The sequence below is a fragment of the Nocardia vaccinii NBRC 15922 genome (assembly GCF_001613305.1).
Classification (GTDB): Bacteria; Actinomycetota; Actinomycetes; order Mycobacteriales; family Mycobacteriaceae; genus Nocardia; species Nocardia vaccinii.
The window spans coordinates 14,751-41,561 of record NZ_BDCC01000071.1 but is presented as its reverse complement, the minus strand read 5'-3'; the positions used below and the strand labels follow the sequence as shown (position 1 = coordinate 41,561).

General features: G+C 67.1%; 24 protein-coding genes and 1 pseudogene. 22 read left to right on the top strand and 3 right to left on the bottom strand.

The window, feature by feature from the left end; translation table 11 throughout:
- Nucleotides 1-191: 191 nt before the first annotated feature.
- Nucleotides 192-1,415: a bifunctional 3,4-dihydroxy-2-butanone-4-phosphate synthase/GTP cyclohydrolase II gene (locus NV1_RS35955; RefSeq protein WP_067902111.1), complete on the bottom strand. Its 1,224-nt coding sequence runs from the start codon at nt 1,413-1,415 to the stop codon at nt 192-194.
- 1,355 nt (nt 1,416-2,770) lie between these two features.
- Between NV1_RS35955 and NV1_RS35950 the strand changes: the two genes are divergently transcribed.
- The 11 genes from NV1_RS35950 to NV1_RS35900 all read left to right on the top strand — a co-directional run bounded on the left by NV1_RS35950 (nt 2,771) and on the right by NV1_RS35900 (nt 12,651).
- The gene (locus NV1_RS35950) at nt 2,771-3,844 is read left to right on the top strand and encodes an LLM class flavin-dependent oxidoreductase (protein ID WP_067902109.1); all 1,074 of its coding nucleotides are present in this window, start codon (nt 2,771-2,773) and stop codon (nt 3,842-3,844) included.
- Between the two features lie 148 nt (nt 3,845-3,992).
- Complete coding sequence (locus tag NV1_RS35945) at nt 3,993-4,685, top strand: alpha/beta fold hydrolase (protein WP_169813492.1); 693 nt, start codon at nt 3,993-3,995, stop codon at nt 4,683-4,685.
- Nucleotides 4,686-4,909: 224 nt separating this feature from the next.
- Nucleotides 4,910-5,659, top strand: coding sequence for a GntR family transcriptional regulator (locus tag NV1_RS35940; RefSeq protein ID WP_067902097.1), 750 nt, complete (start codon nt 4,910-4,912; stop codon nt 5,657-5,659).
- A gap of 50 nt (nt 5,660-5,709) precedes the next feature.
- Entirely contained in the window at nt 5,710-6,423 is a 714-nt protein-coding gene (locus NV1_RS35935; RefSeq protein WP_067902096.1) for a GntR family transcriptional regulator, read from the top strand.
- A gap of 118 nt (nt 6,424-6,541) precedes the next feature.
- Nucleotides 6,542-7,066, top strand: a complete 525-nt coding sequence (locus NV1_RS35930) for a flavin reductase family protein (RefSeq protein WP_067902094.1) — start codon at nt 6,542-6,544, stop codon at nt 7,064-7,066.
- On the top strand, nt 7,063-7,287 hold the full coding sequence (locus NV1_RS35925; RefSeq protein ID WP_067902092.1) for a 3,4-dihydroxy-2-butanone-4-phosphate synthase: 225 nt from the start codon (nt 7,063-7,065) through the stop codon (nt 7,285-7,287). The genes NV1_RS35930 and NV1_RS35925 overlap by 4 nt, the downstream gene beginning before the upstream one ends.
- 388 nt (nt 7,288-7,675) lie before the next feature.
- Nucleotides 7,676-7,942 carry a type 1 periplasmic-binding domain-containing protein gene (locus NV1_RS35920; protein WP_067902090.1) on the top strand — a complete coding sequence of 89 codons (267 nt, stop codon included), beginning with the start codon at nt 7,676-7,678 and terminating at the stop codon, nt 7,940-7,942.
- Nucleotides 7,939-10,134 carry an acetate--CoA ligase family protein gene (locus NV1_RS35915; protein WP_084526322.1) on the top strand — a complete coding sequence of 732 codons (2,196 nt, stop codon included), beginning with the start codon at nt 7,939-7,941 and terminating at the stop codon, nt 10,132-10,134. Before NV1_RS35920 ends, NV1_RS35915 begins: the two co-directional genes overlap by 4 nt.
- A gap of 45 nt (nt 10,135-10,179) precedes the next feature.
- Nucleotides 10,180-10,956 carry a crotonase/enoyl-CoA hydratase family protein gene (locus NV1_RS35910; RefSeq protein WP_067902087.1) on the top strand — a complete coding sequence of 259 codons (777 nt, stop codon included), beginning with the start codon at nt 10,180-10,182 and terminating at the stop codon, nt 10,954-10,956.
- On the top strand, nt 10,956-11,855 hold the full coding sequence (locus tag NV1_RS35905) for an amidohydrolase family protein (RefSeq protein WP_067902084.1): 900 nt from the start codon (nt 10,956-10,958) through the stop codon (nt 11,853-11,855). Before NV1_RS35910 ends, NV1_RS35905 begins: the two co-directional genes overlap by 1 nt.
- 28 nt (nt 11,856-11,883) lie before the next feature.
- Nucleotides 11,884-12,651: an SDR family NAD(P)-dependent oxidoreductase gene (locus tag NV1_RS35900; RefSeq protein ID WP_067902081.1), complete on the top strand. Its 768-nt coding sequence runs from the start codon at nt 11,884-11,886 to the stop codon at nt 12,649-12,651.
- A 77-nt stretch (nt 12,652-12,728) separates the two neighbouring features.
- On the opposite strand, the gene NV1_RS35895 is transcribed toward NV1_RS35900, so the two are convergent.
- On the bottom strand, nt 12,729-14,678 hold the full coding sequence (locus tag NV1_RS35895) for a chorismate-binding protein (protein WP_507762142.1): 1,950 nt from the start codon (nt 14,676-14,678) through the stop codon (nt 12,729-12,731).
- A 435-nt stretch (nt 14,679-15,113) separates the two neighbouring features.
- On the opposite strand from NV1_RS35895, the gene NV1_RS35890 reads away from it, so the two are divergent.
- From NV1_RS35890 to NV1_RS35850, 10 genes and pseudogenes are all read left to right on the top strand, one after another.
- Nucleotides 15,114-16,196 carry a cupin domain-containing protein gene (locus NV1_RS35890; protein ID WP_067902077.1) on the top strand — a complete coding sequence of 361 codons (1,083 nt, stop codon included), beginning with the start codon at nt 15,114-15,116 and terminating at the stop codon, nt 16,194-16,196.
- Nucleotides 16,197-16,208: 12 nt separating this feature from the next.
- Nucleotides 16,209-17,087 (top strand): fumarylacetoacetate hydrolase family protein, encoded by an 879-nt coding sequence (locus tag NV1_RS35885; RefSeq protein ID WP_067902075.1) that lies wholly within the window; start codon nt 16,209-16,211, stop codon nt 17,085-17,087.
- 505 nt (nt 17,088-17,592) lie between these two features.
- The gene (locus NV1_RS35880; RefSeq protein ID WP_067902073.1) at nt 17,593-19,020 is read left to right on the top strand and encodes an aminomethyltransferase family protein; all 1,428 of its coding nucleotides are present in this window, start codon (nt 17,593-17,595) and stop codon (nt 19,018-19,020) included.
- A gap of 77 nt (nt 19,021-19,097) precedes the next feature.
- Nucleotides 19,098-20,519: a vanillate/3-O-methylgallate O-demethylase gene (gene ligM / locus NV1_RS35875; RefSeq protein WP_067902067.1), complete on the top strand. Its 1,422-nt coding sequence runs from the start codon at nt 19,098-19,100 to the stop codon at nt 20,517-20,519.
- Nucleotides 20,520-20,661: 142 nt separating this feature from the next.
- Complete coding sequence (locus tag NV1_RS35870) at nt 20,662-21,552, top strand: methylenetetrahydrofolate reductase (RefSeq protein WP_067902064.1); 891 nt, start codon at nt 20,662-20,664, stop codon at nt 21,550-21,552.
- Nucleotides 21,553-21,584: 32 nt separating this feature from the next.
- Entirely contained in the window at nt 21,585-22,523 is a 939-nt protein-coding gene (locus NV1_RS35865) for a bifunctional 5,10-methylenetetrahydrofolate dehydrogenase/5,10-methenyltetrahydrofolate cyclohydrolase (RefSeq protein ID WP_067902061.1), read from the top strand.
- Nucleotides 22,520-23,392 carry a formyltetrahydrofolate deformylase gene (gene purU, locus NV1_RS35860; protein ID WP_067902059.1) on the top strand — a complete coding sequence of 291 codons (873 nt, stop codon included), beginning with the start codon at nt 22,520-22,522 and terminating at the stop codon, nt 23,390-23,392. Before NV1_RS35865 ends, purU begins: the two co-directional genes overlap by 4 nt.
- 55 nt (nt 23,393-23,447) lie before the next feature.
- A pseudogene (locus tag NV1_RS46105) lies at nt 23,448-23,570 on the top strand (hypothetical protein); the annotation flags it as partial.
- Nucleotides 23,571-23,590: 20 nt separating this feature from the next.
- Nucleotides 23,591-24,379 (top strand): bifunctional folylpolyglutamate synthase/dihydrofolate synthase, encoded by a 789-nt coding sequence (locus NV1_RS35855; protein WP_084526320.1) that lies wholly within the window; start codon nt 23,591-23,593, stop codon nt 24,377-24,379.
- Nucleotides 24,337-24,759, top strand: a complete 423-nt coding sequence (locus tag NV1_RS35850) for a glutamate ligase domain-containing protein (RefSeq protein ID WP_169813491.1) — start codon at nt 24,337-24,339, stop codon at nt 24,757-24,759. Before NV1_RS35855 ends, NV1_RS35850 begins: the two co-directional genes overlap by 43 nt.
- A 41-nt stretch (nt 24,760-24,800) precedes the next feature.
- On the opposite strand, the gene folP is transcribed toward NV1_RS35850, so the two are convergent.
- The gene (gene folP, locus NV1_RS35845; RefSeq protein WP_067902216.1) at nt 24,801-25,589 is read right to left on the bottom strand and encodes a dihydropteroate synthase; all 789 of its coding nucleotides are present in this window, start codon (nt 25,587-25,589) and stop codon (nt 24,801-24,803) included.
- Nucleotides 25,590-25,873: 284 nt separating this feature from the next.
- Here folP and NV1_RS35840 point away from each other — a divergent pair, with 284 nt between their 5' ends.
- Nucleotides 25,874-26,509 carry a PadR family transcriptional regulator gene (locus NV1_RS35840; RefSeq protein ID WP_067902050.1) on the top strand — a complete coding sequence of 212 codons (636 nt, stop codon included), beginning with the start codon at nt 25,874-25,876 and terminating at the stop codon, nt 26,507-26,509.
- The last annotated feature ends 302 nt before the right edge of the window (nt 26,510-26,811 follow it).

Genomic DNA, 26,811 nt, shown 5'->3' with positions numbered 1-26,811 from the left:
GCGATACGGGCAGTCCGTCTGCCCACCGTAGTTGACCGGTCCTCCGGAATACTTCCGGCCCGATTCCCACACCTCCCTGGGCCGGCAGTTGAAAGGCGGGAAGCGCGGAGACCCCGCTTCCCGCCTTTCTCATTGCGCCATGCTCGACGAGGTCTGACGGACAGCCCCGCGCCGAGCCGCAGCGCGGCCTTTCACCCCACGACGAGGTCGTGCCCCATACGGTCGCGCTTCGTGCGGAGGTAATGCAGATTGTGCGGATTGACCGCCGCCGGCACGGCTACCCGCCCCACCAGCTCCAGGCCGTATCCCTCCAAGCCGCCATACTTCGCCGGGTTGTTCGTGATCAACCGGATTCGGCGAACGCCGAGGTCACTCAGGATTTGCGCTCCCACGCCGTAGTTCCGTGAATCCACCGGCAAACCGAGCTCGAGGTTGGCATCGATGGTATCGAGGCCGTCCTCCTGCAACGCGTACGCGCGAATCTTATGTGCGAGACCGATACCTCGACCCTCGTGCCCCCGCAGATACACCACGACGCCACAGCCCTCGGTCGCGATCATATCCAGAGCCTGCTCGAGCTGGGTTCCGCAATCGCAGCGCAGAGAGCCGAATACGTCTCCTGTAAGACATTCGCTGTGTACGCGTACAAGCACGCCATCGTCCGAGCGGGACGCTGCACCGACATCCCCCATGAACAGTGCAAGATGCTCGGTGCCATCCAGGATGCTTCGATATGCGACCGCGCGAAAGTTCCCCACCTCCAGTGGCAGCCGAACAGCGACCCCGGGTTCGACCAGTTGCTCGCCGGCACGTCGGTACCTGACCAGATCGGCGATGTGCAAGACCGGTAGCTCGTGTCTACAGGCGAATTCGATCAGCTCCGCCCGTGTCTGCATACCGCCGCCCTCGTTGACGAGTTCGCTTATGACCCCGACTCCCGACAAGCCTGCCAGCTCGAGCAGATCGACCGTCGCCTCGGTGTGCCCCGCCCTGATCAGCACACCACCTTCACGCGCGCGCAACGGAAAGATATGACCTGGACGGCGCAGACTCTCAGGACGAGTATCCTCACTGGCGAGCGCACGCAGCGTAGCGGTGCGTCCTGCGGCCGAAACACCGGTCCCGGTGCCGACCCTGTCCACGCTCACCGTGAAGGCGGTCCCATGCGGATCGGTGTTGTCCGCAACCATCGGCGGCAACTGCAATGCATCGGCACGCGGCGCGGGCATCGGAGCGCAGACGATTCCGGTTGTGTGGCGAACGAGAAACGCCGTCTGCGTCTCGGTGATCAACTCGGCAGCCGCGACCAGATCACCCTCGTTCTCGCGGTCCGCGTCATCGATCAGCACGACCATCCGGCCCGCCGCGAGAGCCGCAACTGCTTGCTGCACCGCTCGGGCACCCTTGACAGACATCACCCAAGGCCCCCGATCGTGGCGGAATGAGTGCCGGTGTCGAAGTACCGACAGCGGAACACGCTTCGAATGTCATCGAAAGTCGACAGATCCACCACAGCTATTCCTCTCGATGAACGCAATCCGATTTCGCGCATACAAACGCGGCAGGCGAGGTCCGCGAGGCCAGCAAGGCCGGCGATTTGTCGACATGCTCCCGCAGTGATACACCACACGATAGCTTCTGATACTTTTCAGGGCAAACGTCGGCGATGGCCGCTCAGGTCGGAGAACAGCCCTGATAGCACGACACTTCGAGCTCGGCCGCTCATGACGGGAATCCGGCAACGCCTGCATCGTGGCTGGCGGCCTTTCGAAGATGGACAGCTCACCGCGCCGTTCTCGCAGCCGGCAACCAGCGCCTCGATCTCCCGGTGCGTCGCGTCGGCACATGCGCCGATCCCCGGAATCAGCATAACGAGCGCTGTACGCGCAACGCGGGGACCGCCCAGAAGCGCCGGGTGCGGATACCGTCTAAGCCGAAACTTCCCACCGGCAGCGCCGCATCGTCGGACGGACCGTCGACCACCGCGACGCCCTATCCGTAGTGCACGCCAGGAGCGGCGCCTGTCGCGAACGGCTGCGCATATTGTCCCGTCCGTGCGGGATCGGAGCCTTGGCGCCGTTCGGCGTGTCGCTGAGGGTGTGGGTGACCTGCACGCCGCGCACCCCGAGGTGATGCCAGCATCACTGCGGGCACCGTGCCGCCGCGCAGAATCCCGACGATCACCTCGGGCACCCATCAGCGCGGATCCGGCACGCCATCCAAAGCCGTATGGCGTTGCAGCGCAGGCCATGTCACATCCAGCGCCACTCCTGCCGTGTCCGCGTCGCTCACCGTACCCCCTGCAAGATGTGCAGCCGGGTGCTTACCTGCCGACCGCGCGCCGCAGCCGGCCGGCGTTCGGGAGTCGTGGCATGGGGATATACCGGTCAACCTAGTTGTGTCTCCGGGGGCTCGGGTGACCGGTGTTGTGTCGGGTCCCCGATGAAACGATTCTGGTCACCGTCACCACAAACCGGCCTCTAGGGTGACGCGGCCGGGGTTCCGGATTCGTCGCCGGGGCGATCGATGCTTGCATTTGTGATGTCACTAACCCAATGTGATGTCTTACCCGAGCTGTAGCGCCGACCCGTGGTCATCAGCTGACCCCGGCAGCGGGGCGGTCACTCGAGATCGGCACGGCGCCCTCCGCTTTGCGCTGTGACATATCACTTGCGGTGAGTGATGTATAACTATAATATCGCTCGCATAGCACGAAGGCGGGGTCAACCGCCTTCCGGCACTACCCTCCCATCGACGAGAGGACGATCCTGTGAAGGTCTCGTTCACGTGCATGAACTCTTACTACTCACCCGAGGCGCTGAACCAGAGCTTCAGCGCGACGCCCCGCGGGCTCTGGGATCCGGAGTCGGGCAAGCAAGCTATCGCGTGGGCGCTGGAGCAATCGGCCGTCGCCGACTCACTCGGGTTCGACTTCGTCAGCGTCTCCGAGCACCACTACCAGGCCGGCATGTGCAACCCCAACCCGGCGGTGCTCGCCGGGGCGCTGAGCAACGTGGTCACGCGTGGCAACCTCGCTCTTCTCGGACCGCTGGTCTCGATGCAAAACCCGGTGCTGGTGGCCGAAGAGATCGCGATGCTCGACCAGCTGACGCGCGGCCGGCTCATCGCATTGCTGTTGCGCGGCACGCCTAACGAGTTCGAGTACTACAACGTGCCCACCGAGGAGACCAGGGGCCGCACCGAAGAAGCCATGCTCCTCATCAAGAAGGCACTGACCGAACCCGAGCCGTTTGCCTGGAAAGGCCAGTACTACGACTTCCCGGTCGTCTCCGTCTGGCCTGGCCCGACCCAGGTGCCCCACCCGCCGCTGTACGGCTCGGCCAACAGCGAGGAGTCGACGGCCTTCATCGCCGAGCACCGTTTCGGCGCCGCCATGTCCTTCTTCGGCCCAGGGGCGGTGGCCAGGAATATGGCTCGCTATCGCGAGCTCTGCGATCAGCATGGCTGGCAGCCGACTCCCGACCAGCAGCTGTTCCGCTGCTTCGCGGTGATCGGGGAGAGCGAGGACCATGCCGCCGACCTCGCCGCGCGCATTTCCGGCCCGACACTCGCAGACGCCCAGAAGCCACCGTCCACGCCGTCCACCGACAGCACCTCGGTCGAGGACATGAAGGCGTTCGGGTTCGGTTTTCTGCAGTTCACCGGCACACCCGGCAACCTGGTGGAGGAGCTTCGCGAGTTCCAGGCCAAGACCGGTGTCGGCATTATCGACCTCAGCTTCAACATGGGCTACCTCACCCACGAGGAAACGCTCGCCCAGCTGCGCCTGTTCGGCCAGCACGTCCTCCCACAGGTCCAGCGGTTCGCCCCGGTGCCCGCGTAGTCCTATCACCAACCCCGATTCGTAGCGCATTATGGAGATATCCATGTCGAAGGCCCCCGGAACACCCTTCCACCGAGGAACAGTCGTCGCCGGGCAGTACACGCTCGACTACGCCGAAGCCGGGCCGGCCGAGCCGATCACCACGATCGTGTCCCTGCCCGGCTCGGCCGGACTGGAAATGTCGATCGCCAAGGACATGCTGGCGCAGCGGCATCGCGTGGTCGAGATCAACCCGCCGGGCTGGGGCGAGCGTGACGACGTCACCACCCGCTACCACCAGAGCGATCTGGGACCGCTGCTCGTCGAAGCCATCAGCACCCTCGTCGCCGGTTCCTTCCACCTGCTCGGAACGTCGGCGGGCGGCGCCAACGCGCAGTACGTGGCCTCGCTGCTGCCCGAGCGGGTGCGGGGCGTGATCCTGGAAGCGTCGATGACGCCGATCCTGCCGCCGGAGGACCTTGGCGAGCCGCCGAGCTCCGACACTGCGTCAGACGAGGTCGAGTATCCGATGCCGGATCCCGACCCCCGCAAGCCCTGGGCCACGAAGGAGTATATCGCCCGACAGATGGCAAACCGCTTCCGGATGTTCCAGTGGGTCGATTACGATTTCCAGCCCACCTCGGCGATCGCCACCATCGCCGACCGCAAGATCCCGGTATTGGCGCTACTCGGCGACAAGGACGAGTTTCTCCGCCCCAGCCAGGAAATACGCTTCCGCGAGCAGCTGCCGCACGCCCAGTTCCATTTCGTGCCCGAGGGCGGCCACGATCTGCAGAACACCGTGCCCGAGGCCTTCGTGGCATTGGTCGAGGAATTCATCGCCGCAACGACTCACGCGTAACCGTCCACGGTCCACGATCCGAAGGGAAACTGAATGCGGTTCTCCTCATTTCGGATTCCCGGCAGCACGCCGTTGTCGCGCCCGCCGCCATGCTGCCGGCGCGCGAATCTGAGACCGCCTCAAAGGTACGAATGACATGTCAGTCTGCTTGCCCTAGTATGGCAGAAAAGCAGCCCGGGCGCAGATCATCGCGCCCGGGCGTCGGTCGGCAGAGAGGCTGGACCATGACGCAATTGCACCCGCCGACGCCGGAGCCGTCGTTGGCCGGGATTGCGTATCGCCTGCTGCGAGAGCAGGTCCGCGGCGGTGCGCTTCGCCCTGGGCAGATGGTGACCGCGCGGCAACTAGCGCTCCGGCTGGGAATCGGGCTGCCTCCAGTCGGAGAGGCCCTCTCACGGCTGGCGCGTGACGGTTTGGTCCGCCGCACGGCACTCGGCGGCTACCAGATCAACCCGATCACGCGGAAGTCGTTCGACGACTTCTTCCTGACCTGGCAGCTGATCGGGCCGGAGATCGCCAGGGCTGGGCTGAGAGCGGCCACAGACAGCCAGGCCGACCGGATAGACCGGCTCGTCTCCGAGGTCGACAGTGTAGTCGCGGGGGATCCCACTCACCGGAAAATTGCCCGGTTCCCCGAGCTCGGGGTGGCGCTGTTCGATCTGCTCGCTGTGGCCGCCACCAACGCCCCGCTTCTCGAGGCATACCGGAGTCTCATGGACGACTTCGCACTCATGTGGTCCGTGCTGTTGACCGACGACGGCCCGGACTCACTTCGCGCGGCCTACCTCGGTTCACGCCCGAAGCTCGACCGCGGTGCCCCGGACCGGGCCGCGGAAACCGTACGGGAATTCATCGAGGCGTGCCACGCACGGGCTCGCCGGTCCGTCCCGGCACTCGGGATGATTTCCACCCATGTGGACGGGTGTCGGCTCGATCACCAAATGCGCATAGCGGTACGCGACACGCTACGCTGAGGCACGCTGGCATATCACAAACGCGAACGAGCGTGGAAAGGTGAGCATCAGTGTCGGTCACCTCTGTCGAACCCCGGTCTCTCGGCGAGGCCGCATACCGGCAACTGCGGTCGGATATCGTGTCTTGTCGGCTGGCGCCTGGACAGCGTCTCACCGAACGCTCGCTCGCCGAGGACACAGGATTCGGGATTTCCCCGGTTCGCGACGCGCTGACCAGGCTCGATCATGAGGGACTGGTGCGCACGCTCCCCCGCAAGGGCTATCAGGTCACGCCGCTGACGCTGAAGTCCGTCGACGACCTGTTCACGCTGTGGCGCATCGTCGGGCCTGAGATTGCTCGTCTCGGCCTTCGCGACGCGAGCGCCGACCAGCACAAACAGCTCGTCGCCACGTTCCGGGAGATCGCGCAGCCGGACAAGACCTCATGGCACCGCGTGGACGGTACGCAGTCCCGCATGTTCGCGCTCGACGCCGAAGCGTTCACCACCCTGGCCCTCGCCACCCAGAACGACTACCTCATCACCATCTTCCGCCGCCTGCAGAACGACCTGGGGCGCATCTGGGTTCTCCTGGCGCGGGGCCAGACCCCGACGCCGGATTTCGGCGTCGACAAGGAATGGGTGGGGCTGCTCGAGCGTCGCGACGGCGAGGCGCTGGCGGCGACCGTCCGCGACGCGATCGCCGATGTGCACGCTTACGCACTCCGGATCTTCAGCCGGTGGCCCTCGGTCGCGGCCAGCGAGATCACTTCCCCGCGCGCCTGATATCCATCAAGCAGCGCGGACGCTGACATAAGCGTCATCGCCGCAGATGGGCACCGGTCTGTCTACCATTGACATTTCACTATTCATTTGAGATATTTCACATTACTGGGAGGTAGCCATGAACAACGAAGTCGCTCCGCTCGGAGTTCCGGCACCGCAGAATCTGCTGACCAGCTTCCGTCACGTGATGGCAGCCGTGTGCACGCCGGTCTCGGTGGTCACCACGGTCGCGGGCGGCCGCCCGCACGGCACGACGGTAAGCGCGTTCGCCTCGCTGTCTATGGACCCTCCGATGGTGCTCGTGTCCCTCGACCGCCACTCCGACCTGTTGACGCTCATCCGGGAAACCGGCGCCTTCGGGCTCAATGTCCTGAGCAGCGGCCAGTCGGCCCTCGCGGTCAACTTCGCACGCAAGGGCGAAACCAAGTTCGCGGACGTGGCCTGGGACCTCGAGGCAGGCGTGCCGCGGCTGCCCGGGACTTGCGGCTTCCTCGCCTGTGACGTGGCCGAGGCCGTGGCCGGCGGCGACCACGTCGTCCTCCTCGGGCACGTCCGGTTTACGGAGCCCACCGGCGGGCAACCGCTGACTTATCACTCGCGCGAATTCGGCACCCACGCGGCGCTGGAGGAGGCGACGGCATGACGCCCGCGGTCCCGGCCGAAGCCGTCCGTACTGCGGTCAGCGCACTTGCCGCCGGCGGGATGATCGGCATGACCGACGACGCGGATCGTGAGAACGAGGGCGACCTCGTCACCGCCGAGATGGCCTTCCTTGCGCGGCACCAGGGGAATCGTCTGTGGTTGATCACCGATGACGGAACCCGCAGGCTCGCAACGCCGTTGACGCTGCGCTTGCCGGGGTGAGTTTGCCGTCGTTGTGTAGCACGGTGATCTCGTAGCCGAGGAATTTCGCCGCCTGGGTGCGGGCGTGCGTGATCAGCGTCTTGTCCTGGGACAGTTCGAGTTTGAGTTCTTCGCGCAGGGAACGTCGTGAGGCGGGATGCCCGTCGTCGACCCGAGGGTTCGAGACCGGCCGAGCCTCTGTCCGTTGACGCCCGACGTGCCTGTATGTATGTTCCTTCATACCTTGTGGTGCTTGCCCCGCCTACTGTTGCTTAGGAGACTCCGTGGAACGCATTGCTCGATCGGGCCCGGCGGAGGGGCACGACGATTCGCACGAAGGTCAGTGCACCGCCGACGAACGGCGGATTCGGGCGCGTGCCGTTGGGCTTCTTGACTTCGTCGGAAGCGGATGGAGGCGACCTGTCCGGACGTCGACCCGACCGTTCCCATCGCCATCTGGGGCTATGCGACCGGCCGCACGCTCGTACGCTCCCTGGAGGGGATGGACGAGCTCACCGGGAAGGGATCCATGGACTCGATCCGCGGGCTCCAGGATGAGGGCGTGGCGATGCTGCTTCCCGGCGTGAGCGTCGATGGGACCGGCCCCACCCTGCCTCTGGTCAGCACGACGAAGGTCCAGCAGTTCGTCGACGGGCAGTGGGAAGTCGGCGAATGACGACCACCCGCACCTTCGAGAACAGAGCGAAATTGGAGGAACCGATGAACACCCGTAACCGCCCGTCCCGAACGGGCGCGCCGACCGACGACTCGTCGGTTCGACGAGTCCTGAACCCCCAGTCGGTGGCAGTCATCGGTGCGTCCGCGAAGCCTGGGTCGGTGACGGGGCCGATTATCGCCAACCTGGAGCGGAACGGCTACCAGGGAACGGTCCACCTCGTCGGGCGCACCCCGGGGACCGTCGGGGAACGGCCCATCCTCACATCCATCGAGGATCTACCGGACGGCATCGACCTCGCGATCCTGTCGCTACCGGCCGAGGCGGTACTCCCCACCCTGGAACAGATCGCCGACAAACAGATGGGCGGCGCGGTCGTGTTCGCCTCCGGCTTCGCTGAGATGGGGGAACAAGGAAGCCAGCTCCAGTGCGAGATCGCCGAGTATGTACGAGCGCACGCGCTCCGGCTCGTCGGCCCCAACACGGTCGGCTACTTCAACTACGTCGACAGTTTCCACGTGTCTCTCGTGGACATGGGGGAGCTGCCGCCGATGCGCCGTGACCTAGGTCCAGGCCTCGGTGTCGTCACGCAGAGCGGCTCGATCGGCGCGCACGTCGCCGGGTCGCTCCTCGAGCGCGGCGTCCCCGTCTCCTACACCGTGACGACCGGTAACGAGGCCGACCTCGGTCTCTCCCACATGGTCGACTTCTTCGCCACCGACCCCCACACCGGCGGTGTTGCGATCTACGCCGAGCAGGTGCGTGACCCCGCAGCGTTCCTCGCGGCGGTGACGCGTGCCCGCGCCGCCGGCAAGCACGTCACGCTGATGCACTCGGGCCGCAGCGCTGCCTCCAAGGAGACGACTCAGTCGCACACCGGCGCGCTCGCCGGTGACTACGAGGTCATCAAGACCGTCATGACGGCCGCCGGGGTAGCCGTGGTCGAGAGCCTCGAGGAGCTCCTTGACGTGAGCCAGCTGCTCCTGAGATATCCGCAGGCACCGGTCGGAGGAATCGGCGTCATCACCTCGTCTGGCGCAGTGTGCGGGATCGCCCAGGACTACTCCGCCGGCCATGGCCTCGCCATGCCAGCGCTGTCGGAGGCTGGCGTCGAGACACTCAGAGCCGACCTCCCCCCGTTCCTGCCCTCCCGCAACCCGCTGGACCTCGGCACGTTGCTCGCGGTCAAGCCCGAGCTGCTCGACCTCGGCCTGGAGGTCTTTTCCGCCGAGGACGCCTTCGGCAGCCTGCTGGTGAGCATTCCACTGGTCAACCCGGTCCTGGCGCGACGGCTCATGGAGGGCTTCGTGAAGACAGCCGTTCACGGCGAGAAGCCCGCCGTGTTCGTGATCCAGTGCGAGGACCACGACTTCTGGCCCGACTTCGAGCGGCTCGCCATCGAGGAAGGCGCCGTCCTCATGCGCTCACCCGAGCGAGCGATCCGGGCTCTCGCCGCACTCACCAACGTCGGCCAGTCCTGGGCCGCGACAAACTCCTCCAGCCGTCAGGCGGACGGGGCTGCCTCACCCCTGCCTGCCGGGAGTCTCGCCGAGTGGCAAGGCAAGAAGCTCCTGCGCGAGTACGGAGTCGACGTCCCGGCCGGGGATCTTGCCAACAGTGCCGAGGAGGCCGTCGAGCTCGCCTCGAAGCTCGGCTGGCCGGTCGTGCTCAAGGCGCAGTCGAGCAACCTGGCCCACAAGACAGAGGCCGGCGCCGTGGCGGTCGGGATCCCCGACGAAACCTCGCTTCGCGCCAGGTTCGAGGAGATGCAGCAGCGGGTCAGCGAGTACGCGCCCGGGCTGGAACTGGATGGCTACCTCATCGAGACGATGGCGCAACCCGGAGTCGAGCTCGTCATCGGCGCGCGACGAGATCCCGACTGGGGACCTGTGGTACTGCTCGGCCTGGGTGGAATCTGGACCGAGACGCTGGCCGACGTCCGGCTGTTGGTGCCTGGAGCCACCCACGCCGCCATCTTGACGGCTCTGACCAGTCTGCGCGGGGCCGCCCTGCTGCAGGGTGCACGCGGCGCCGATCCGGTGGATCTGACGGCTGTCGTGCGGGTCGTGCGCGCGGTCAGCAACCTGGTGAGCGAGCATCCTGAGATCACCGAGATCGACTTGAACCCGGTCGTGGCGACTGCCTCGGGAGCCGTCGCGCTCGACGCTCTCGTCATCTCTGCGGATCACTGACCCCGACCGAGAGCTACCTGCCCGCGTCGGGCTGGAGAGGAAAGCATGACTACCGAGGCCAATGCACCAGAGGAGACGGTGCTGACCTACCTGGACGAGAACATCTTCGTCGTCGCCCTCAACCGCCCGGAGAAGCGAAACGCGTTCTCCTTGGCGGTGCTCGAGCGCCTGCGCGAAGTCTTCGCCGATCTACCGGAGAACGCCAAGGCCGTGGTCATCACCGCGAAAGGCGACCACTTCTGCGCCGGCCTCGATCTTGCTGAGCACAAGGTCCAAGCCCCGTTCCCCAGCGTGCTGTCCTCACGCCGGCACCACGACACCTTCAACTCCATCGAGTTCTGCGGACTGCCCGTCATCACCGCTATGCACGGAGCCGTCATCGGCGGAGGGTTCGAGCTGGCGTGTGCCACCCACATCCGAGTGGGTGAGCCAGACTGCTTCTTCCAGCTCCCCGAGAGCCGACGAGGCATCTTCGTCGGCGGTGGCGGAACCTTGCGTGTGCGCCGGCTCATCGGGGCGGGCCGGATGGTCGAAATGATGCTCACCGGGCGCCGCTACACCGCCGAGGAAGGAATCTCCCTCGGCATCATCCACTACCTCGCCGAGCCCGGCGGCGCCTTCGCCAAGGCGATGGAGCTGGCGCGTGTGGTGGCCCAGAACGCACCGATCTCGAACTACCTCATCCTCAACGCGATCGCCGCCATCGACGACATGCCCGCAGAGAGCGCGCTGTACACCGAAGCCGTCTCAGCCGCCCTCACACTCACCTCGGCCGACGCACAGCAGGGGATCGACGCCTTCCTCAACCGAAACCGCGACTGATGAACAACCCCGACGCCCCCACAGCGCCCCTGAGAAGCCCCGTCGACGCCGACGCCATCGACGTTCATGTCCACGTGGAGGTCGACGAGTCTGGGCGGCTGTCCCTACCGGATTCGTTCAACGCCGCGATGGCGCACTACTTCGGTACCAGTGACGCGCCGCCCGGGATCGACGATCTCGCCGCCTACTACCGCGAACGCAGGCTTGCCGCTGTTGTCTTCAGCGTCGACATCGAAGCATTCACCGGCTACCCGGCGCTGTCGAACGAGGAGATCGCCGAGGGTGCCGCACGCAATGGCGACGTCTTGATCCCGTTTGCCAGCATCGACCCAGCCAAAGGCCGCCGCGGCGCGGCTCATCTGCGTCGACTCGCCACGGACCACGGCGTGAAAGGGTTGAAGTTCCACCCCAGCCTGCAGAACTTCGCGCCCGATGACCGCAGTGCCTACCCGCTTCTGGAGGCGGCCGAGGAACTCGGCCTGGTGGCAACCTTCCATACCGGGCAGACCGGCATCGGGGCAGGCATGCGAGGAGGCGGCGGAGTGAGCCTGGCCCTGTCCAATCCGATGCTGCTGGACCGTGTCGCCATCGACTTCCCTGACTTGTCGATCGTTATGGCGCATCCGTCGTTCCCGTGGCAGGACGAGGCACTGGCTGTGGCGACGCACAAGCCGAACGTCTACATCGATCTGTCCGGTTGGTCGCCGAAGTACTTCCCTCCGAACCTGGTGCGCTATGCCAACAGCCTGCTCCAGGACAAGGTCCTGTTCGGGTCCGACCACCCGGCTATCACCCCCGACCGCTGGCTGTCCGACTTCGCCGCACTCGACATCAAGGACTCCGTGCGACCCAAGGTACTCAAGGACAACGCCGTGAAGCTCTTGAGGCTCACCCCATGACGGCTTGCTTGTACAGAGGAGAACTCACATGGACCTGAACGACCAAGCTGTTGCCATCGTCACTGGAGCAGCTTCCGGACTCGGACGCGCCACCGCGGCCCGACTCCACGCGGCAGGTGCCGCGGTCGTGCTGCTGGACCTGCCCGAATCGACCGGTGCCGCGGTCGCCGCGGAGCTCGGTAACAGGGCCGTCTTCTCACCAGGCTCGGTGACCGATGAGGCGGATGTCGCTGCCGCGGTGGCGCGTGCCCGCGAACTGGGTGCCGTTCGTGTCCTGGTCAACTGCGCCGGCGGGGGGGCAGCGGGCCGCACCGTCAAGCGGGACGGATCGCCTCTCCCGATGGAGGCGTTCCGTCGCGTGGTCGAGCTCAACCTCTTCGGTAGCTTCAACACGGCGAGACTGGCCGCGGCGGAGATGGCCACCCTCGAGCCCATCGACGGCGAGCGGGGGGTCATCGTCAACACGGCGAGCGTGGCCGCCTACGACGGTCAGGTGGGGCAAGCGGCCTACTCCGCATCCAAGGGCGGCATCGCCGCCATGACCCTGCCGCTAGCACGTGACCTCGCCGTCACCGGGATCCGTGTCATGACCATCGCCCCGGGTATCTTCGACACCCCCCTGCTCGGCAGCATGGACGAGCCCTCACGCGCAGCGCTCGGCGCGCAGATCCCGCACCCGAAGCGCTTCGGCCGGCCCGACGAGTACGCCGCGCTCGTCGAGCACATCGTCACCAACCCATTCCTGAACGGAGAGACCATTCGCCTCGATGGCGCGATCCGGATGACCGCGAAGTGATCCGCATCGGCGACGGGCGCCAGGCGACACGGGGCCGCGCGCTTGCAACCGTTCTTCGGCCCATCGCCTCGATTCGCCTATGTAGCAAGGAAGTTCGCCAGCAACGGTAAGCCGTAGGCGCTGAGGACCGACTCCGGATGTGCCTGCACGCCCATGACGGGGTGGGTGTTGTGTCGCACTCCCATGACGAGTCCGTTACTTGTGCGAGCGGTGACCGCGAGCTCGTCGGGCAGAGTGTGGGGGTCGGCGACTAGGGAGTGGTACCTGCCCAACATGACCGGGCTCGGCAGCCCGGCCCAGAGCCCCGCGCCATCGTGGTACACCTCGGACCCCTTGCCATGCACGACCTCGGGAGCCTGGACGACCTCACCGCCATAGGCCTCCACGATGGCCTGGTGGCCAAGGCAGACACCCAGGATCGGGGTGGACGGGCCGAGACCCCGTACCAGATCGATGCACGCACCGGCCTGCTCCGGACTGCCGGGGCCTGGCGAGAGCAGTACGTGGCTGAGCCCGAGCTCTTTTCGCAGACGGATCGGGTCGTCCAGTTCGGGCGCGTCGTTTCGGATGACCTCGCACGCGGCGCCCAGGCGCCGTAGGTAGTCCACCAGGTTGTAGACGAACGAGTCATAGTTGTCGACGACGAGGACACGAGCGGGCCCCGCTGCGGACGGTTTCGACAGGTCGGTGGTCCTCGAGCGACCGCGGTCTCGCGTCCACCCCGACACGGTCGCGAACCCGCCCGGGGTGGCAGGCCGCTGCGCACCGCCGTCATCCATCTGATCGACGATCGAGCCGAGGTACGCCGAGGACTCCGCCTCGTCCATGCCACCCTTCAGGGCACCGCCCACGGCGGCCAACAGCGGCGCGGCCTTGGTGAGGCACTCAGCCCACTCCGCGGCCGGGTCGGAGTCGATGACGATCCCGCCGCCGACCCCCAAGGAGATCCGCTTCGCGGTGCTGTCAATCTCGAAGGTGCGAATGGCGACGTTCAACTCCAGCCCGATCCCGTGCAGGAGACCTCCGATCGCGCCGGTGTAGGCGGCGCGCCGGCTGGCCTCGAGCTCCGAGATGAGCTGGAGCGCTCGGACCTTGGGTGCACCGGTCACCGATCCGGGCGGGAAGGTCGCACGCAGCAGGTCGCCGTCGGTGACATCGGATCGCAGTTCGCCTTCGACGTCAGAGACAAGATGCCAGACCGCGTACGGCTCCGGACGTGGCTCGGCGGCTACCACGGTCCCCGGCACACACACTCGGGCGAGATCGTTGCGCATCAGGTCGACGATCATCAGGTTCTCGGCACGGTCCTTCCCCGACCGCGCCAGACTCTCGGCGAGACGCTGATCGACGCCCGGGTCGGGATCGCGAGACGCGGTTCCCTTGATCGGCGAGGTCAGAAGCCGCCGGCTGCGTCGCCGGAGGAAGAGCTCGGGGGAGAAGCTGACCACCGCGCCACCCGGCCAGGCGACGTAGGCGGCGAAGAGGGGCGCCAGCCGATCCACGCCTGCACAGAACAGTTCGGCTGGATGACCGCGGAAGCTCGCCCGTAGTGCAGTGGTCAGGTTGACCTGGAACGCGTCGCCACGCCGAAGATGCTCGAGGACCTGTCTCACCGCGCCCTGGTGCGCACGTCCCGAGCGCTCCGGGACGAAGGGAGTCAGCAGGTACGGCGTGCCGATACGTAGGCGCTCCGAGCGGGCCTTGATCAGATCGACGACGCTGTCGGCCCAGTTGCGCAGTTCGAACTCGCCGCAGCCGCCCTCAGCCCACCATCGACCCTCCCGGAGCCGCAGCGCGCGGTCGTAGTACCCGATCACATGCGTGGGGCCCGGCGGGGTCGTGCCCTGTCCCTGCTCGACGTTCTCGAGGCCATGAAGTAGCTCATAGCCCCAGTAGCCGATCCATCCGCCGGCGAAGCAGTCGCCGACCTCGTCGTAGGCGGGGCGTCGAGGACGGCGAACGCGTCGCCGGCCGACGCCACTCGGCGACTCGGTTCGAAGGCGACCAGGGCTGCACCATGGCCCCAGCCATCACCGATGAGTGCGACCAGGCCCGCCCGGTCGCGGAGGGCCCTGATCAGCTCGGTGGGCGTGAGGGCGAGGTCGAGTGAGACCCTGGTTGCCGCATGAAGGCGAGGCGGTCGATGAACCTCACTCACCCTGAGTCCTCCTCTCGGCTGGGGCGACGCGTCGAAACGGCCGCGCTGTGCGTGCGGAGGCCTCGTAGCACTCCTCGGCTCAGTCTGTATGAAGATGCTTACATACTAGTGCGTTTGGCGGTACTGCACAGATCAACCCGGCGGCCTTCCTCGGTCCCGCCCTTTCGGGCTGTGCAATGCCGGTCGGCCCGAGGGTGTGTTCCTGTTCGGCTTCAACAATGAACCCGTGTCCTTTGCCATTGACGTACGCCACACCGGGGGAGTATTTATGTATATTCATACATAATGTAGAAAGGAGATCCGGGTGACGACTCAGCAGGACGTCCCTGCCGGTGCCGGCGGCACCGTCGAGGACCCTTATGCCGCGATCGAGCAACTCGGGACGGCGCCGTTGTGGCGCTACTACGGCAACGTGCTGCCCAAGGAGCCCGAGCCGCAGGCCGTGCCGTATCTGTGGCGGTACGCCGCGCTGCGGCCCTATCTGCTCCGGTTCCTCGACGAGCTCTCGCTCGAGGAGGCCGAGCGCCGGGTGCTGATGCTGATCAACCCGGGCCTGCAGGAGCCGCCCGCCACGACGACCACTCTCTACGCGGGCCTGCAGATCATCGGTCCCGGCGAGACCGCGCAGGCTCACCGGCACACCTCGAACGCCTTCCGGTACGTCATCGAGGGCTCCGGGGCCTACACCACGGTCAACGGGGAGCGGGTGCACATGCACCCCGGTGACCTCCTGCTCACGCCGAACTGGCACTGGCACGACCACTACCACGAGGGCGACGGGCCCATGGTGTGGCTCGACGCGCTGGACTACCCGCTGACGACCAACTGCCTGGACGTCAACTTCTTCGAACTCTACGGCGACCGCTCGCAGAAGAGCTCAGTACCCGACGACCTGTCCTCCCGCCAGTTCATCCACGGCCAGCTCTCGCCGGCCTGGGAGGTGGCACACACCGATGCCTCTCCGGTCGGCAACTACCCGTGGGCGGAGACCAGGCGGGCGTTCGACGCCATCGGCGACGACGCCGAGGGCAGCGCCGCCGAAGGGGTGCTGCTGGAGTACAAGAACCCGATCACCGGCGGCCCGGTGCTGCCCACCATGGGGTGCCGGGTCAGCAGGCTGCGACCCGGGTTCCGGGGCGTCGCGGTCCGGCGCACCTCGAGCGCGATCTACCACGTCGTGCAGGGGTCGGGTGTCGCCCAGGTCGGGGAGACGCAGCTCGACTGGACCGACAAAGACGTCTTCGCCGTGCCGCCGTGGCAGCGCTTCGAACTCCGCAACGCCAGCGACACCGAGGACGCCTACCTGTTCAGCTTCACCAACGAGCCGGTCCTGCGCGCACTGGGCTTCTTCCGCGAGGAACTGCCCGACGATGTCGGACCAGCCTGAAAGGAGTGCTGCATGCGCTTCGTAGTGTTCGCCGGGAACCGCCTCGGCCTGGTGCAGGGCGACGACGTGGTCGACGTGACCGGCCTCGTCCCGGGACCCATCGGCCCGGCAGGCCCGCTGCATCAACTCATCGAGTCCGGCACCGCGACCGGGTGGAGGCCCGAGCAGCTCGAAGGGCTGCCTCGACAGGCCCTCGTCGAGGTCACGGTCGCCGCACCGTTCCCCCGGCCCCCGAAGATTATCGGTGCCCCGGTGAACTACCTCGACCACAAGGCCGAGATGTCCGAGACCCACTCCATCGCCGACCTCGGGGTCTTCCTCAAGGCGAGCTCGTCGGTCATCGGTCCCGGCGAGCAGGTCCGCCTGCCCTACGGTGACAAGCGAATCGACCAGGAGGGTGAGCTCACTCTCGTGATCGGTCGAACGGCCAAGGACGTGCCCGCCGAGCGGGCGCTCGAGCACGTCTTCGGCTACACCTGCGGTCTGGACATGACCGTCCGCTCGTCCGAAGACCGCTCCACCCGCAAGTCGTTCGACACCTTCACTCCGCTCGGACCGGTGGTGGTGACCGGCGACGAGCTCGGAGACCCGGGCTCCCTTCAGCTGGAGACACGGGTCAACGGGACTGTGCGCCAGCGCACGTCAACCGCTGACCTGATCTTCGATGTTGCCGAGCTCGTCGCCTATACCAGCTCGGTGATGACACTGTGGCCGGGAGACGTCATCCTCACCGGCACCCCGGCGGGTGTCGGACAGGTGTACGACGGCGACAGTGTCGAGGTCGAGATCAGCGGCATCGGCACGCTCGCGGTGAGGGTGACCGGTGCGTCAGCGCGTCCCTACGACCAGCGCCCCGGGAGCGCCGTGAGGTCGGCGAGCACGTCCGGCTGAGCGAGGGTGCCACCGAACCGACTCTCGACGACGGCCGTCGGATGGTGCGTGCTTCGGCGCCCCTGTGATCGACCCGCAAGGGAAGAGCGCTCTCGAAGAACAGCTCCGGATTGGCGCTGGCCGGCGTGTCGTTGCCGACCTCGAGTAGCGCGTTGTAGCGGCCCCGCTGAGTGTGGGCGAGCACAGCGTAGAGGCGCTGCGCGTCGACGTGTTCGCGCAGCGGTGACGCGCCCGTCGGCGGGGTTGTGGATCCGCAAGTCTTGACAAGTCCACCATCGTCACACATCATAAGAATGTATGTTGATACATACGCAAGTAATTTCCGCAGGCAGTTGAGGTTCGGTTGTGACCGGCGGCGTGCAGTGGGGCTGGGCCGAAAGCGCCCGGCTCCCGCGGCGCTGCTTCCGAACCGGACCGTCGCGAAGCGGTGCGCCCCAGGTGGCACCGGATTTCCGGGGAACCGACCACGTTCGTGACCTCATGACACCGAGAGGAACTTGCCACCATGGGCACTGACGCCACGGCTACCTCGCTCCAGGATCTGATCGACACCAAGCCCGATCTGGTCGACTACATGTACAACGACGCCCCGGGTGCGCACAGTCGCACGCGGGCCGACCTGTCACCGGTCCCGGTGGAGTTCACGAACTGGCGCGACGAGCAGCGCTCATGGCGGGAGACCGCAGTCCTGTTCGACCAGTCGCACCACATGCCCGAGCTGTTCGTGAAGGGGCCGGACGCGCGCCGGTTCCTCGGCACGATCGCGGTCAACAGCCTGGCCAACCTCGACACCACCCGCGCGAAGCAGATCATCGGTGTCAACCCGCGCGGGCAGGTGATCGGCGACTGCATCCTCTACGACCTCGGCCAGGAGACCTTCGAGCTGGTCAGCGGCACTCCATTGCTGAACTGGATCGAATATCAGGCGAAGGCGGGGGAGTGGGACGTCACGCTCGAGCGCGACAACAACACGTCGGACAACCCGACCGGGAAGCGCACGAAGTTCCGGTTCCAGCTCGACGGCCCGAACGCGAGTGCGATCTTCGACGAGGTCGTCGAGGGCGGCGCCCCGGAGATCAAGTTCTTCCGCGTGGCCACGGTGAAGATCGCCGGCGTCGAGGTGCTGGCCCTGCGCCATGGGATGGCCGGCCACAAGGGCGTTGAGCTGTCCGGAGTGTACGAGGAAGGCGAGCGGGTCCGGCGGGCCATCCTCGAGGCCGGCGCCCGACACGGCCTGCTGCAGGGCGGGACCAAGGCATACTTCAGCACCCTCTACGAGAGCGGCTGGCTGGCCTACCCCCTGCCCGCGATCTACACCGGCGACGAGTTGCGCGCCTACCGCGAGTGGCTGCCCGCCGATGGGTGGGAGGGCCGGTTCCAGATCGCCGGCAGCTTCAAGACCTCGAATATCGAGGACTACTACGCCACCCCCTTCGACCTCGGCTACGGCCACATCGTGAAGTTCGACCACGACTTCATCGGCCGTGCGGCCCTGGAGGAGCTGGCCAAATCGCCCAAGCGGGTCAAGGTCACGCTGGTCTGGAACAGCGACGACGTGGTCAGCATCTTCCGCTCGCTGCTCGAGGACGACATCCCGTACAAGTACCTGGAGCTGCCAGTCGCCGACTACGGCAGCCTCATGCAGCGAGACGAGGTGCGCACGCTCGACGGCACGCCGATCGGACTGTCCACCTACTGCGGCTACAGCGGCAACGAACGCAAGTTCCTGTCGTTGGCGATGATCGACGTCGAGCACGCGACCCCCGGCACCGAGGTCACCCTGCTCTGGGGTGAGTCCGACGGCGGATCACGTAAGCCGCGCGTCGAGAAGCACCGCCAGCTGCTACTGCGCGCCACCGTTGCGTCCGCGCCCTACGCCGTCGCGGTGCAGGCGATGCAGCGCTCGACTATGGGCTCATCGCCCTCTGCTTGACCCCGGTCCCGTGGCCCGCCCGGTCGGCGGTGCCTGGACACTCCACCAACCTTGTCGCTTCCCCAGGAGGTTTCATCATGGCTGCTCAGAATCTGCAGGAGATCCTCGCCGAGTCCGGCGACATCGTCGGGCTGCTGCGCAACTCGCAGGTCGGGCCGTACAACTACCCGGCCGTCACGGCTGAGTACCACAACTGGATCAACGAGCAGACTGCGTGGCGCGACGCGGTCGTGCTCATGGATCAGACCCACCACATGGACTCGGTCTTCGTCCGGGGCAAGGACGCGTTCCGGCTGTTCTCGGAGACCGCCTTCACCTCGGTCAAGTTCCCGGTGAACGTCGCCAAGCAGTACATACCCGCCACGCCCGCCGGGCACGTGATCGGCGACGGAATCATGCACCGCGAGGCCGAGGACGAGCTGATCTACGTTGGCCGCTCCGCCGCCGCCGACTGGCTGCTGTTCCACGCCGAGACCGGCGGCTACGACGTCGACGTGACCGTGGACCGCCGGTCGCCGATGAACCCGCTAGGTCAGCAGGTCACCCGCACCTTCTGGCGATTCCAGATTCAGGGCCCGCGCGCCTGGGATGTGATCGAGAAGATCAACGGTGGACCGGTCGAGAAGCTGAAGTTCTTCCACGAGGACTGGCTGACCGTGGCCGGGGTCAAGGCCCGGACCCTGCGCCACGGCATGGCAGGCGCCGCGGGACTCGAGCTGTGGGGCCCCTACGACTCGTACATCCCGGTCCGCGAGGCCATCCTGGAGGCCGGTGCCGAGTTCGGCATCGTCCCCGTCGGCGCCCGCGCCTACCCCCCAGCGGCCCTGGAGTCGGGCTGGGTGTCGGCGCCGCTGCCCGCGATCTACACCGGCGACGAGCTGCGCGCCTACCGTGAGTGGCTCTCGCCGCAGAGCTACGAGGCGGTGCTGTCCCTGGCCGGCAGCTTCGTTTCCGACAATATCGAGGACTACTACCTGTCCCCGTGGGACCTCGGGTACGGCTCGTTCATCAAGTTCGACCACGACTTCATCGGCCGTGAGGCCCTGGAGCGAGCGGCCGGGCAGACCCACCGGCGCAAGGTGACGCTCGAGTGGAACGCCGAGGACGTCACGCGGATCCTCGGCTCGGTCGTGGACGTCGACGGTCCGCGGTACAAGTACCTCGACCTCCCGCTGGCCAACTACGGTTTCGCGGGCTACGACACCGTGCTCGACGCCGACGGCAACCAGGTCGGGGTGTCGCTGAACAACGTCGGCTACACCGCCAACGCGCGCCGAGTACTGTCCATGGGCTCGATCGACGCCGATGTGCCCGAGGGTGCGGAGCTGACCCTGATCTGGGGCGAGCCCGACGGCGGCACCGGAAAGACCAACGTCGAGCCGCATGAGCAGACCCCCGTGCGCGTCGTGGTCAGCCCTGCGCCGTTCTCCTCGGTCGCCCGGGCCGAGTACCAGGCGGGTTGGCGGACCGGCTACTCGAAGCTCGATCCGGCGCGCTGATTCGGACCCGGGACCGGCGCGACGACAGAGCGGCCCACGCCGCGCCGCCCCCGCTCTATGCCGCTCACACGGACCGCAAAGAATGTATGTAACTTCTTACATTTATTGTTGAGGCTGCAGGTAAAGGAACGGTAAATCCACGATGGCGAACGGCCAGTCCAACGTCCTCCGCGCGGCGGATCGGATCGGTCCCCACAGTCAGCGTCAGGCCACCCTGGCCCGGGCACTGCGTGAGGCGACCTACGAAGTGCTGCCCTTCAAAAGCGCCGAGGAGAACGTGCTCGCTCACGTCCCCACCGATGTTGCGCTCACTGTCACCACGACCGAGGCCAAAGGCCTCCGACCGACCGTGGAGCTGGCGAGCAGGCTGTGTCGGAGTGGCTACCGCGCCGCGCCGCACCTGGCCGCACGCCTGGTTCGGGACAAGGCGCACCTGTCCGACCTGGTTGACCAGCTCCGTGCGGCCGGGGTGACGGGGATCTTCGTCATCGCCGGTGACGCCTCCGAGCCCGCGGGGGAGTTTCACGACGCTCTCGGGCTCCTCGAGGCGCTCAGGGCGATCGGGGATCCCTTCGACACCATCGGGATCGGCGGCTATCCCGAGGGCCACGGCCTGATCGCCGACGCCCTGATCGAGCAGGCCATCGTCGCGAAGGCACCGCACGCCACCCAGGTCATCACCCAGCTCTGCTTCGACGCCCCCGCCACCATCGCATGGGCGGACAAGGTCCGCGCCGCCGGTGTCGACCTGCCGATCCGGGTCGGTATCCCAGGGGCGATCAGCCGACAAAAGCTCATCCGGGTATCGGCCGGGCTGGGGCTGGGCCAGTCGGCGCGATTCCTGAAGAAGCAGCAGAACATGTTCTGGCGATTCTTCCTGCCCGGCGGTTACAGCCCGAACAAGCTCGTGGAGCGGCTGACGCCGGCCATCGAGCGCGACGACACGGGGCTTTCCGGGCTGCACGTATTCACCTTCAACGAGCTCGACAGCACCGAGGCCTGGCGGCAGGCCTGGCTGCAGAAGCTGTCCTGATCCCGGCCCTTCGCGGATAGGAGCGGAACGGAATGAGTGCCCAGGTCATCGATGGGCGGGCATGCGCCCGCGCGCTCGAGGACACCTTGACCGGTGAGGTCGCGCGGCTGCGCGGAGACGGGCTGGGTATAGGCCTGGCCACGGTGATGGTCGGGGAGGACTACAGCTCGGTGGCCTACGAGCGCCGCCTGCAACGGCTGGCCGCGCGGCTGGGCGTGCCCTACCTCCCCCATCGCCTCCCGCAGTCCGCCGCTGAGTCCGACGTGGTGTCGCTCGTGGAGCGACTCAACGCCGACGCCCGGGTCTCCGGGAGCCTGGTGCTGCGGCCGCTGCCCGCGCCGATCGACGAATCCGTCGTGTTCCGGGCGATCGACCCCCGCAAGGACATCGAGGCGGTCCACCCGGAGAATGCGGGCCTGCTGGCTTTGGGGCGGCCGCGCTTCGTGCCGTCCACGGCCGCGTCGTGCTTTCACCTCCTCGATAGCTGGTTGGACTCGGTGGGGGAGGACCGGGCGGATTTCTACCACCGCGCGCTGATCGTCGTCGTCGGCCGCTCGAACAACGTCGGCAAGCCGGCGATCTCCCTCGGGTACGAGCGACAGGCCACCGTCCAGTCCGTCGACGAGTGGGCCGACCGCACCACCGGCATCGGCAGGCACACCCGCTGGGCGGACGTCCTCATCGTGGCAGCCGGGAAGGCGGGTCTGATAAAGGCCGAGCATGTCAGCGAGAACGCCGTGGTCATCGACGTCGGGATCAATCCTCAGCTCGGTGCCGACGGCGAGGTGCACATGGTCGGCGACGTCGACCACGCCTCGGTGGCCCCTCGCGTCCGCGCGCTCACACCGGTGCCCGGCGGCGTCGGACCGGTGACCGACGTGTGGCTGTTGCGCAACGCCGTCCGCGCCGCCCGCCTGCAGGCCGGCGACGCGGTATCCGACTTCCCGGCGACACTTCTGGAGACATCATGACACCGCCGATCGGCGCCCAGCGCGCCGTGCTGACCCTGTCCTGCCCGGACGCCCCGGGCATCGTGCACGCGGTCTCCGAGCTCCTTGTGGATGCCGAGTGCACCATCGTTGAGAGCCAGCAGTTCGGCGACCCGAGCTCGGGCCGGTTCTTCATGCGGGTGGAGTTCGCCCGCATCGACGGCACCGCTCTCGACGTCGTGGACCTTCGTCGGCGGACGGGCGAGGTCTCCGACCACTTCAGCATGACGTGGCGTCTGGTGGACGCGTCCGACCGGCAGCGGGTCGTGCTGATGGTCAGCAAGTTCGCCCACTGCCTGAACGATCTGCTGTTCCGGAACTCGATCGGCGAGCTCAACCTCGACGTCGTCGCCGTGGTGTCCAACCACCCTGACCTCGGACGCCTCGCCGACAGCTACCGCGTGCCCTTCCGGCACATCCCGGTCACCCGTGCCACCAAGGCGGAAGCTGAGGCCGCGCTCCTGGAACTCGTGCGCGAGGAGAACGTGGACCTGGTCGTGCTGGCCCGCTACATGCAGATCCTGTCCGATGACCTGTGCAAGCAGCTCGAGGGCCGGGCAATCAACATCCACCATTCGATGCTGCCGAGCTTCAAGGGCGCCAGGCCTTACCACCAGGCCCACGCGCGCGGGGTCAAGCTCATCGGCGCCACTGCCCATTACGTGACCGCCGACCTCGACGAAGGCCCGATCATCGAGCAGGAGCTGATCCGGGTCGACCATTCGCTGACCCCCGACCAGCTCGCCGCCCGCGGCCGCGAGGCCGAGAGCCGGGCCCTGGCCCGCGCCGTCCGCTGGCACAGCGAGAACCGGATCATCGTCAACGACACGAAGACGATCGTCTTCCAGTGACCGTCGTTCAATTGACGCCGACGGGCGAGAGGCCCGCTCGCAGGCGAGAGGTGTCATGAGGGCAGGACATCATGGCCGACGTCGGCGACCGACGGCTCGAGCAGCAGACCATCGGACGGTTCCTCGACGCGCTGGCGCCAGGCTGCCCGCCCCCGGGGGTGGCGCCACCGCCGCGCTGCAGGCGGCCCAGGCTGCGGCATTGCTGTCGATGGTCACCGCGCGTCCACGACCGGCCCGAAGTACGCCGAGCACAGACTTCGCGTCGGGCGCTATACGAGCCCTCACCTCACCTCGCTCCGGGAGCGCATCGTCGTCGATGGCGCCTCTCTACCAGCCGAGCGCTTCGTCGAGCTGTGCGAACGAATGCGCCCGTCGATCGAGCTGCTCGACGCCGTCTCTGGCGCCCCGGTGTCGTTCTTCGAGGCCGTCACCGCGTTGGGGTTCCTGACGTTCGCCGCGGAGCGGGTTGACGTCGCTGTCGTCGAGGTGGGAATGGGCGGGCGCTGGGACGCTACGAACGTTGCGGACGGCCGAGTCGCGGTCGTGACGCCCATCTCACTCGACCACACCGAGTTGCTCGGTCCCGACGAGATCTCCATAGCCCGCGAGAAGGCCGGGATCATCAAACCCGCCGCGACGGTGGTGCTCGCCGAGCAGTGTCCGGACGTCATGGAGGTGCTTGTGGAGCGCGCCCGTCTCGTCGGCGCCGACGTCGCCGGGACCAGGGAGGGAGTTCGGACTGTCGGCCGGACACCTCGACCGGACGGCCAGCTGCTCCACCCGGCCGGATGGCTGGGCCGCTACCCGGAGACCCTGCTGCCGCTGCTGGGCGCTCATCAGGCACAGAACGCCGCACGGCCGTTGGCGCCGTCGAGGCGTTCGTGGGCTGGGCGGGACGCTCGGTCGATCCCGTGGGGACGTCCGAGGCGCTCGCCCGAACGAAGTTGCAAGGGCGCCTGGATCTCCTCGGCGCGGACCCGCCCGTAGTCGTGGACGCCGTACACAACCCGAGCGGCGCCCGCACCAGCCTGGCTGCGGTACGGGAGGCGTTCCCGGGCAAGGAACTCGTGGTCGTGCTGGCCGTCTTTGCCGACAAGGGCGTCGATGGTCTGCTCAGAGCCCTGGCCCCAGGCGTCGGACAGCTGATCGCCGCGGAGAACACGTCGTCGCGCCACCTGCCGGCCGCCGAGCTGGCCAGCCGCGCCGCGACAGTCGTCTGTCCTGCTCGCGTGTGCCTTCAGCCCGACCTGGGCCGGGCGCTCGACGAAGCCAGAGCGAGCGCCGTCGCGCGGGATACCGTGCTACTCGTGACCGGGAGCGTCGTCACAGCGGGCGAGGCACTGACCCAGCTGCCCTCACGCCCGTGATGACCCGACGAGGAGCCGGGATGCTGGAAACAGATCCCCTGTCAAGCCAGGGCGGCGGTGACGCGCATCGCGTCGGCTGTTGCCGCGGCGTCGTGGACCCGCACCCCCCAGACACCGGCCCGAGCCGCGATCACCGACGTCGCGAGGGTCGCCGCGTCGCGCTGCGCCGCGGATCGGGGAGCGTCCGAGCCGCGAGCGATGACTTGGCCCAGGAACCGTTTGCGAGAGGCTCCGAGCAGCACCGGAAACCCCATGCCGACCAGAGACGGGAGAGCGCCGAGCAGGGCGAGATCGTGCTCCGGCCGCTTGGCGAACCCGATGCCTGGGTCCAGCACGAGCCGGGAGGGGTCGACGCCCGCGGCGACGGCAGCCTCGACTCGCGCCGACAGCTCGTCACGAACCTCGGCCACCACGTCGACGTAGTGCGCGGCCCGGTCCATAGTGCGGCTGTGCCCACGCCAATGCATCAGCACCCAGGGCACGCCCAAGCTCGCTACCACGGAGGCCATCGCCGGATCGGCCAATCCGCCGCTGACGTCGTTGACCAGCACCGCCCCCGCGTCAACGGCGGCCTCGGCCACCGCCGCGCGAGTCGTGTCGATGCTGACGGCGACGCCGGCGCTGGCCAGCGCAGCGACCACCGGGAGCACCCGTTGCCGCTCAACGGCCTGGTCGACCCGCTTCGCGCCCGGGCGGGTCGACTCGCCTCCCACATCGACGTAGGCGGCGCCGGCTCGGGCCAGCGCGAGCCCGCGGGTGATCGCGCGGTCCACCGAGGCGAACAGCCCGCCGTCGGAGAAGGAGTCGGGGGTGACGTTCAGGATCCCCATGACCACACAAGCACCGGGCTGCGGGGCGCTTGTGGACGGCGATCCGCTGGTGGAGGGCACGAGCTGCTGTTCGGTCACGGTATGGGTCATGCGGCATCCAGATCGTCGGCGGGGGACGGAACATTGCCATTATTATGTCTGTATTTACATACTATTCGTCAAGGCGCGACTTGACGTGAAGTAGCGCACCGTCCCGTCGGAGCGCGGCGTCAGATCCCGTTTGTTGCGCTACGTTATCCTGAGCGTATTGACATACATTGCTCAGGAGAAAGCGGAGGTCCTTGATGTCCCTGCGCATGGCGGTGCTTGCACTCCTGACCGCGCGGCCGATGACCGGTTTCGACTTGATGCGTCAGTTCGACTCCTCGGTCGGGTACCTCTGGAGTGCTCCGCATACTCAGATCTACCCGGAGCTGCGCAAGCTCGAACAGTCAGGCCTGGTCGCGGGCAAGGACCTGCCGCGGGGACAGAAGGGGACGAAGCGTCAGTACAGCATCACCGAGGCCGGCGTCGATGCGCTGCGCGCGATGATGGACGAGGTGGAGGAGCCGCGCCGTGAGCGGGATCCCTACCGACTGAAGGCGGCCTACATGGAGTGGGCCGATCCGGAGCGGGCGCGTGCGCAGCTCACCGCCCACCTCGAGTTCTTCCAGGCAGCACAGGTCCTCCACCAGCAGCAGCACGATCTCATCCTGGCGCGCAAGGTCCCCCTATTGCGAGACCGTCTCGCCCACGTTCCCGTCGCCCAGCAGGAGGCGGTCATCGAGTTCAAGGCCTTCGCCTACGCGGGTCTGGTGCGCAAGGCCCAGGTGGAGGTCGAGTGGGCGCGCGAAGGGCTCGAACTGCTCGATCGACTGGCGCGCAAGCGATCCGACAGTGAGGCCGTCGCCGAGGCTGTCGCGAGCAGGCCCGGCGCCTGAACATTGGACGGATCCAGCTGCTGGGCGACTTCGGTAAGAACCTGCCACACCACCGCTACGCCCGGCACCACCACTGATCGAGCGCAGCCGGGGCGCACGACGCCCGCACGGGCCGTCGACCGGCCCCGTGCCACGGCGTACCTTTATCGGCGCAGCCGCCCGGCGAGTGTGAAAGCTCCGCGGCGCGGTCGTCGTGTTCCCAGGGCATGAACGTCACCGTGTGGTGGGGTCGGAAAGGCGAACGACAGCCTGGACTGGTCAGAAGCTTGTCCAACCGCGGGAACGGTTGTGGCTCATTACAG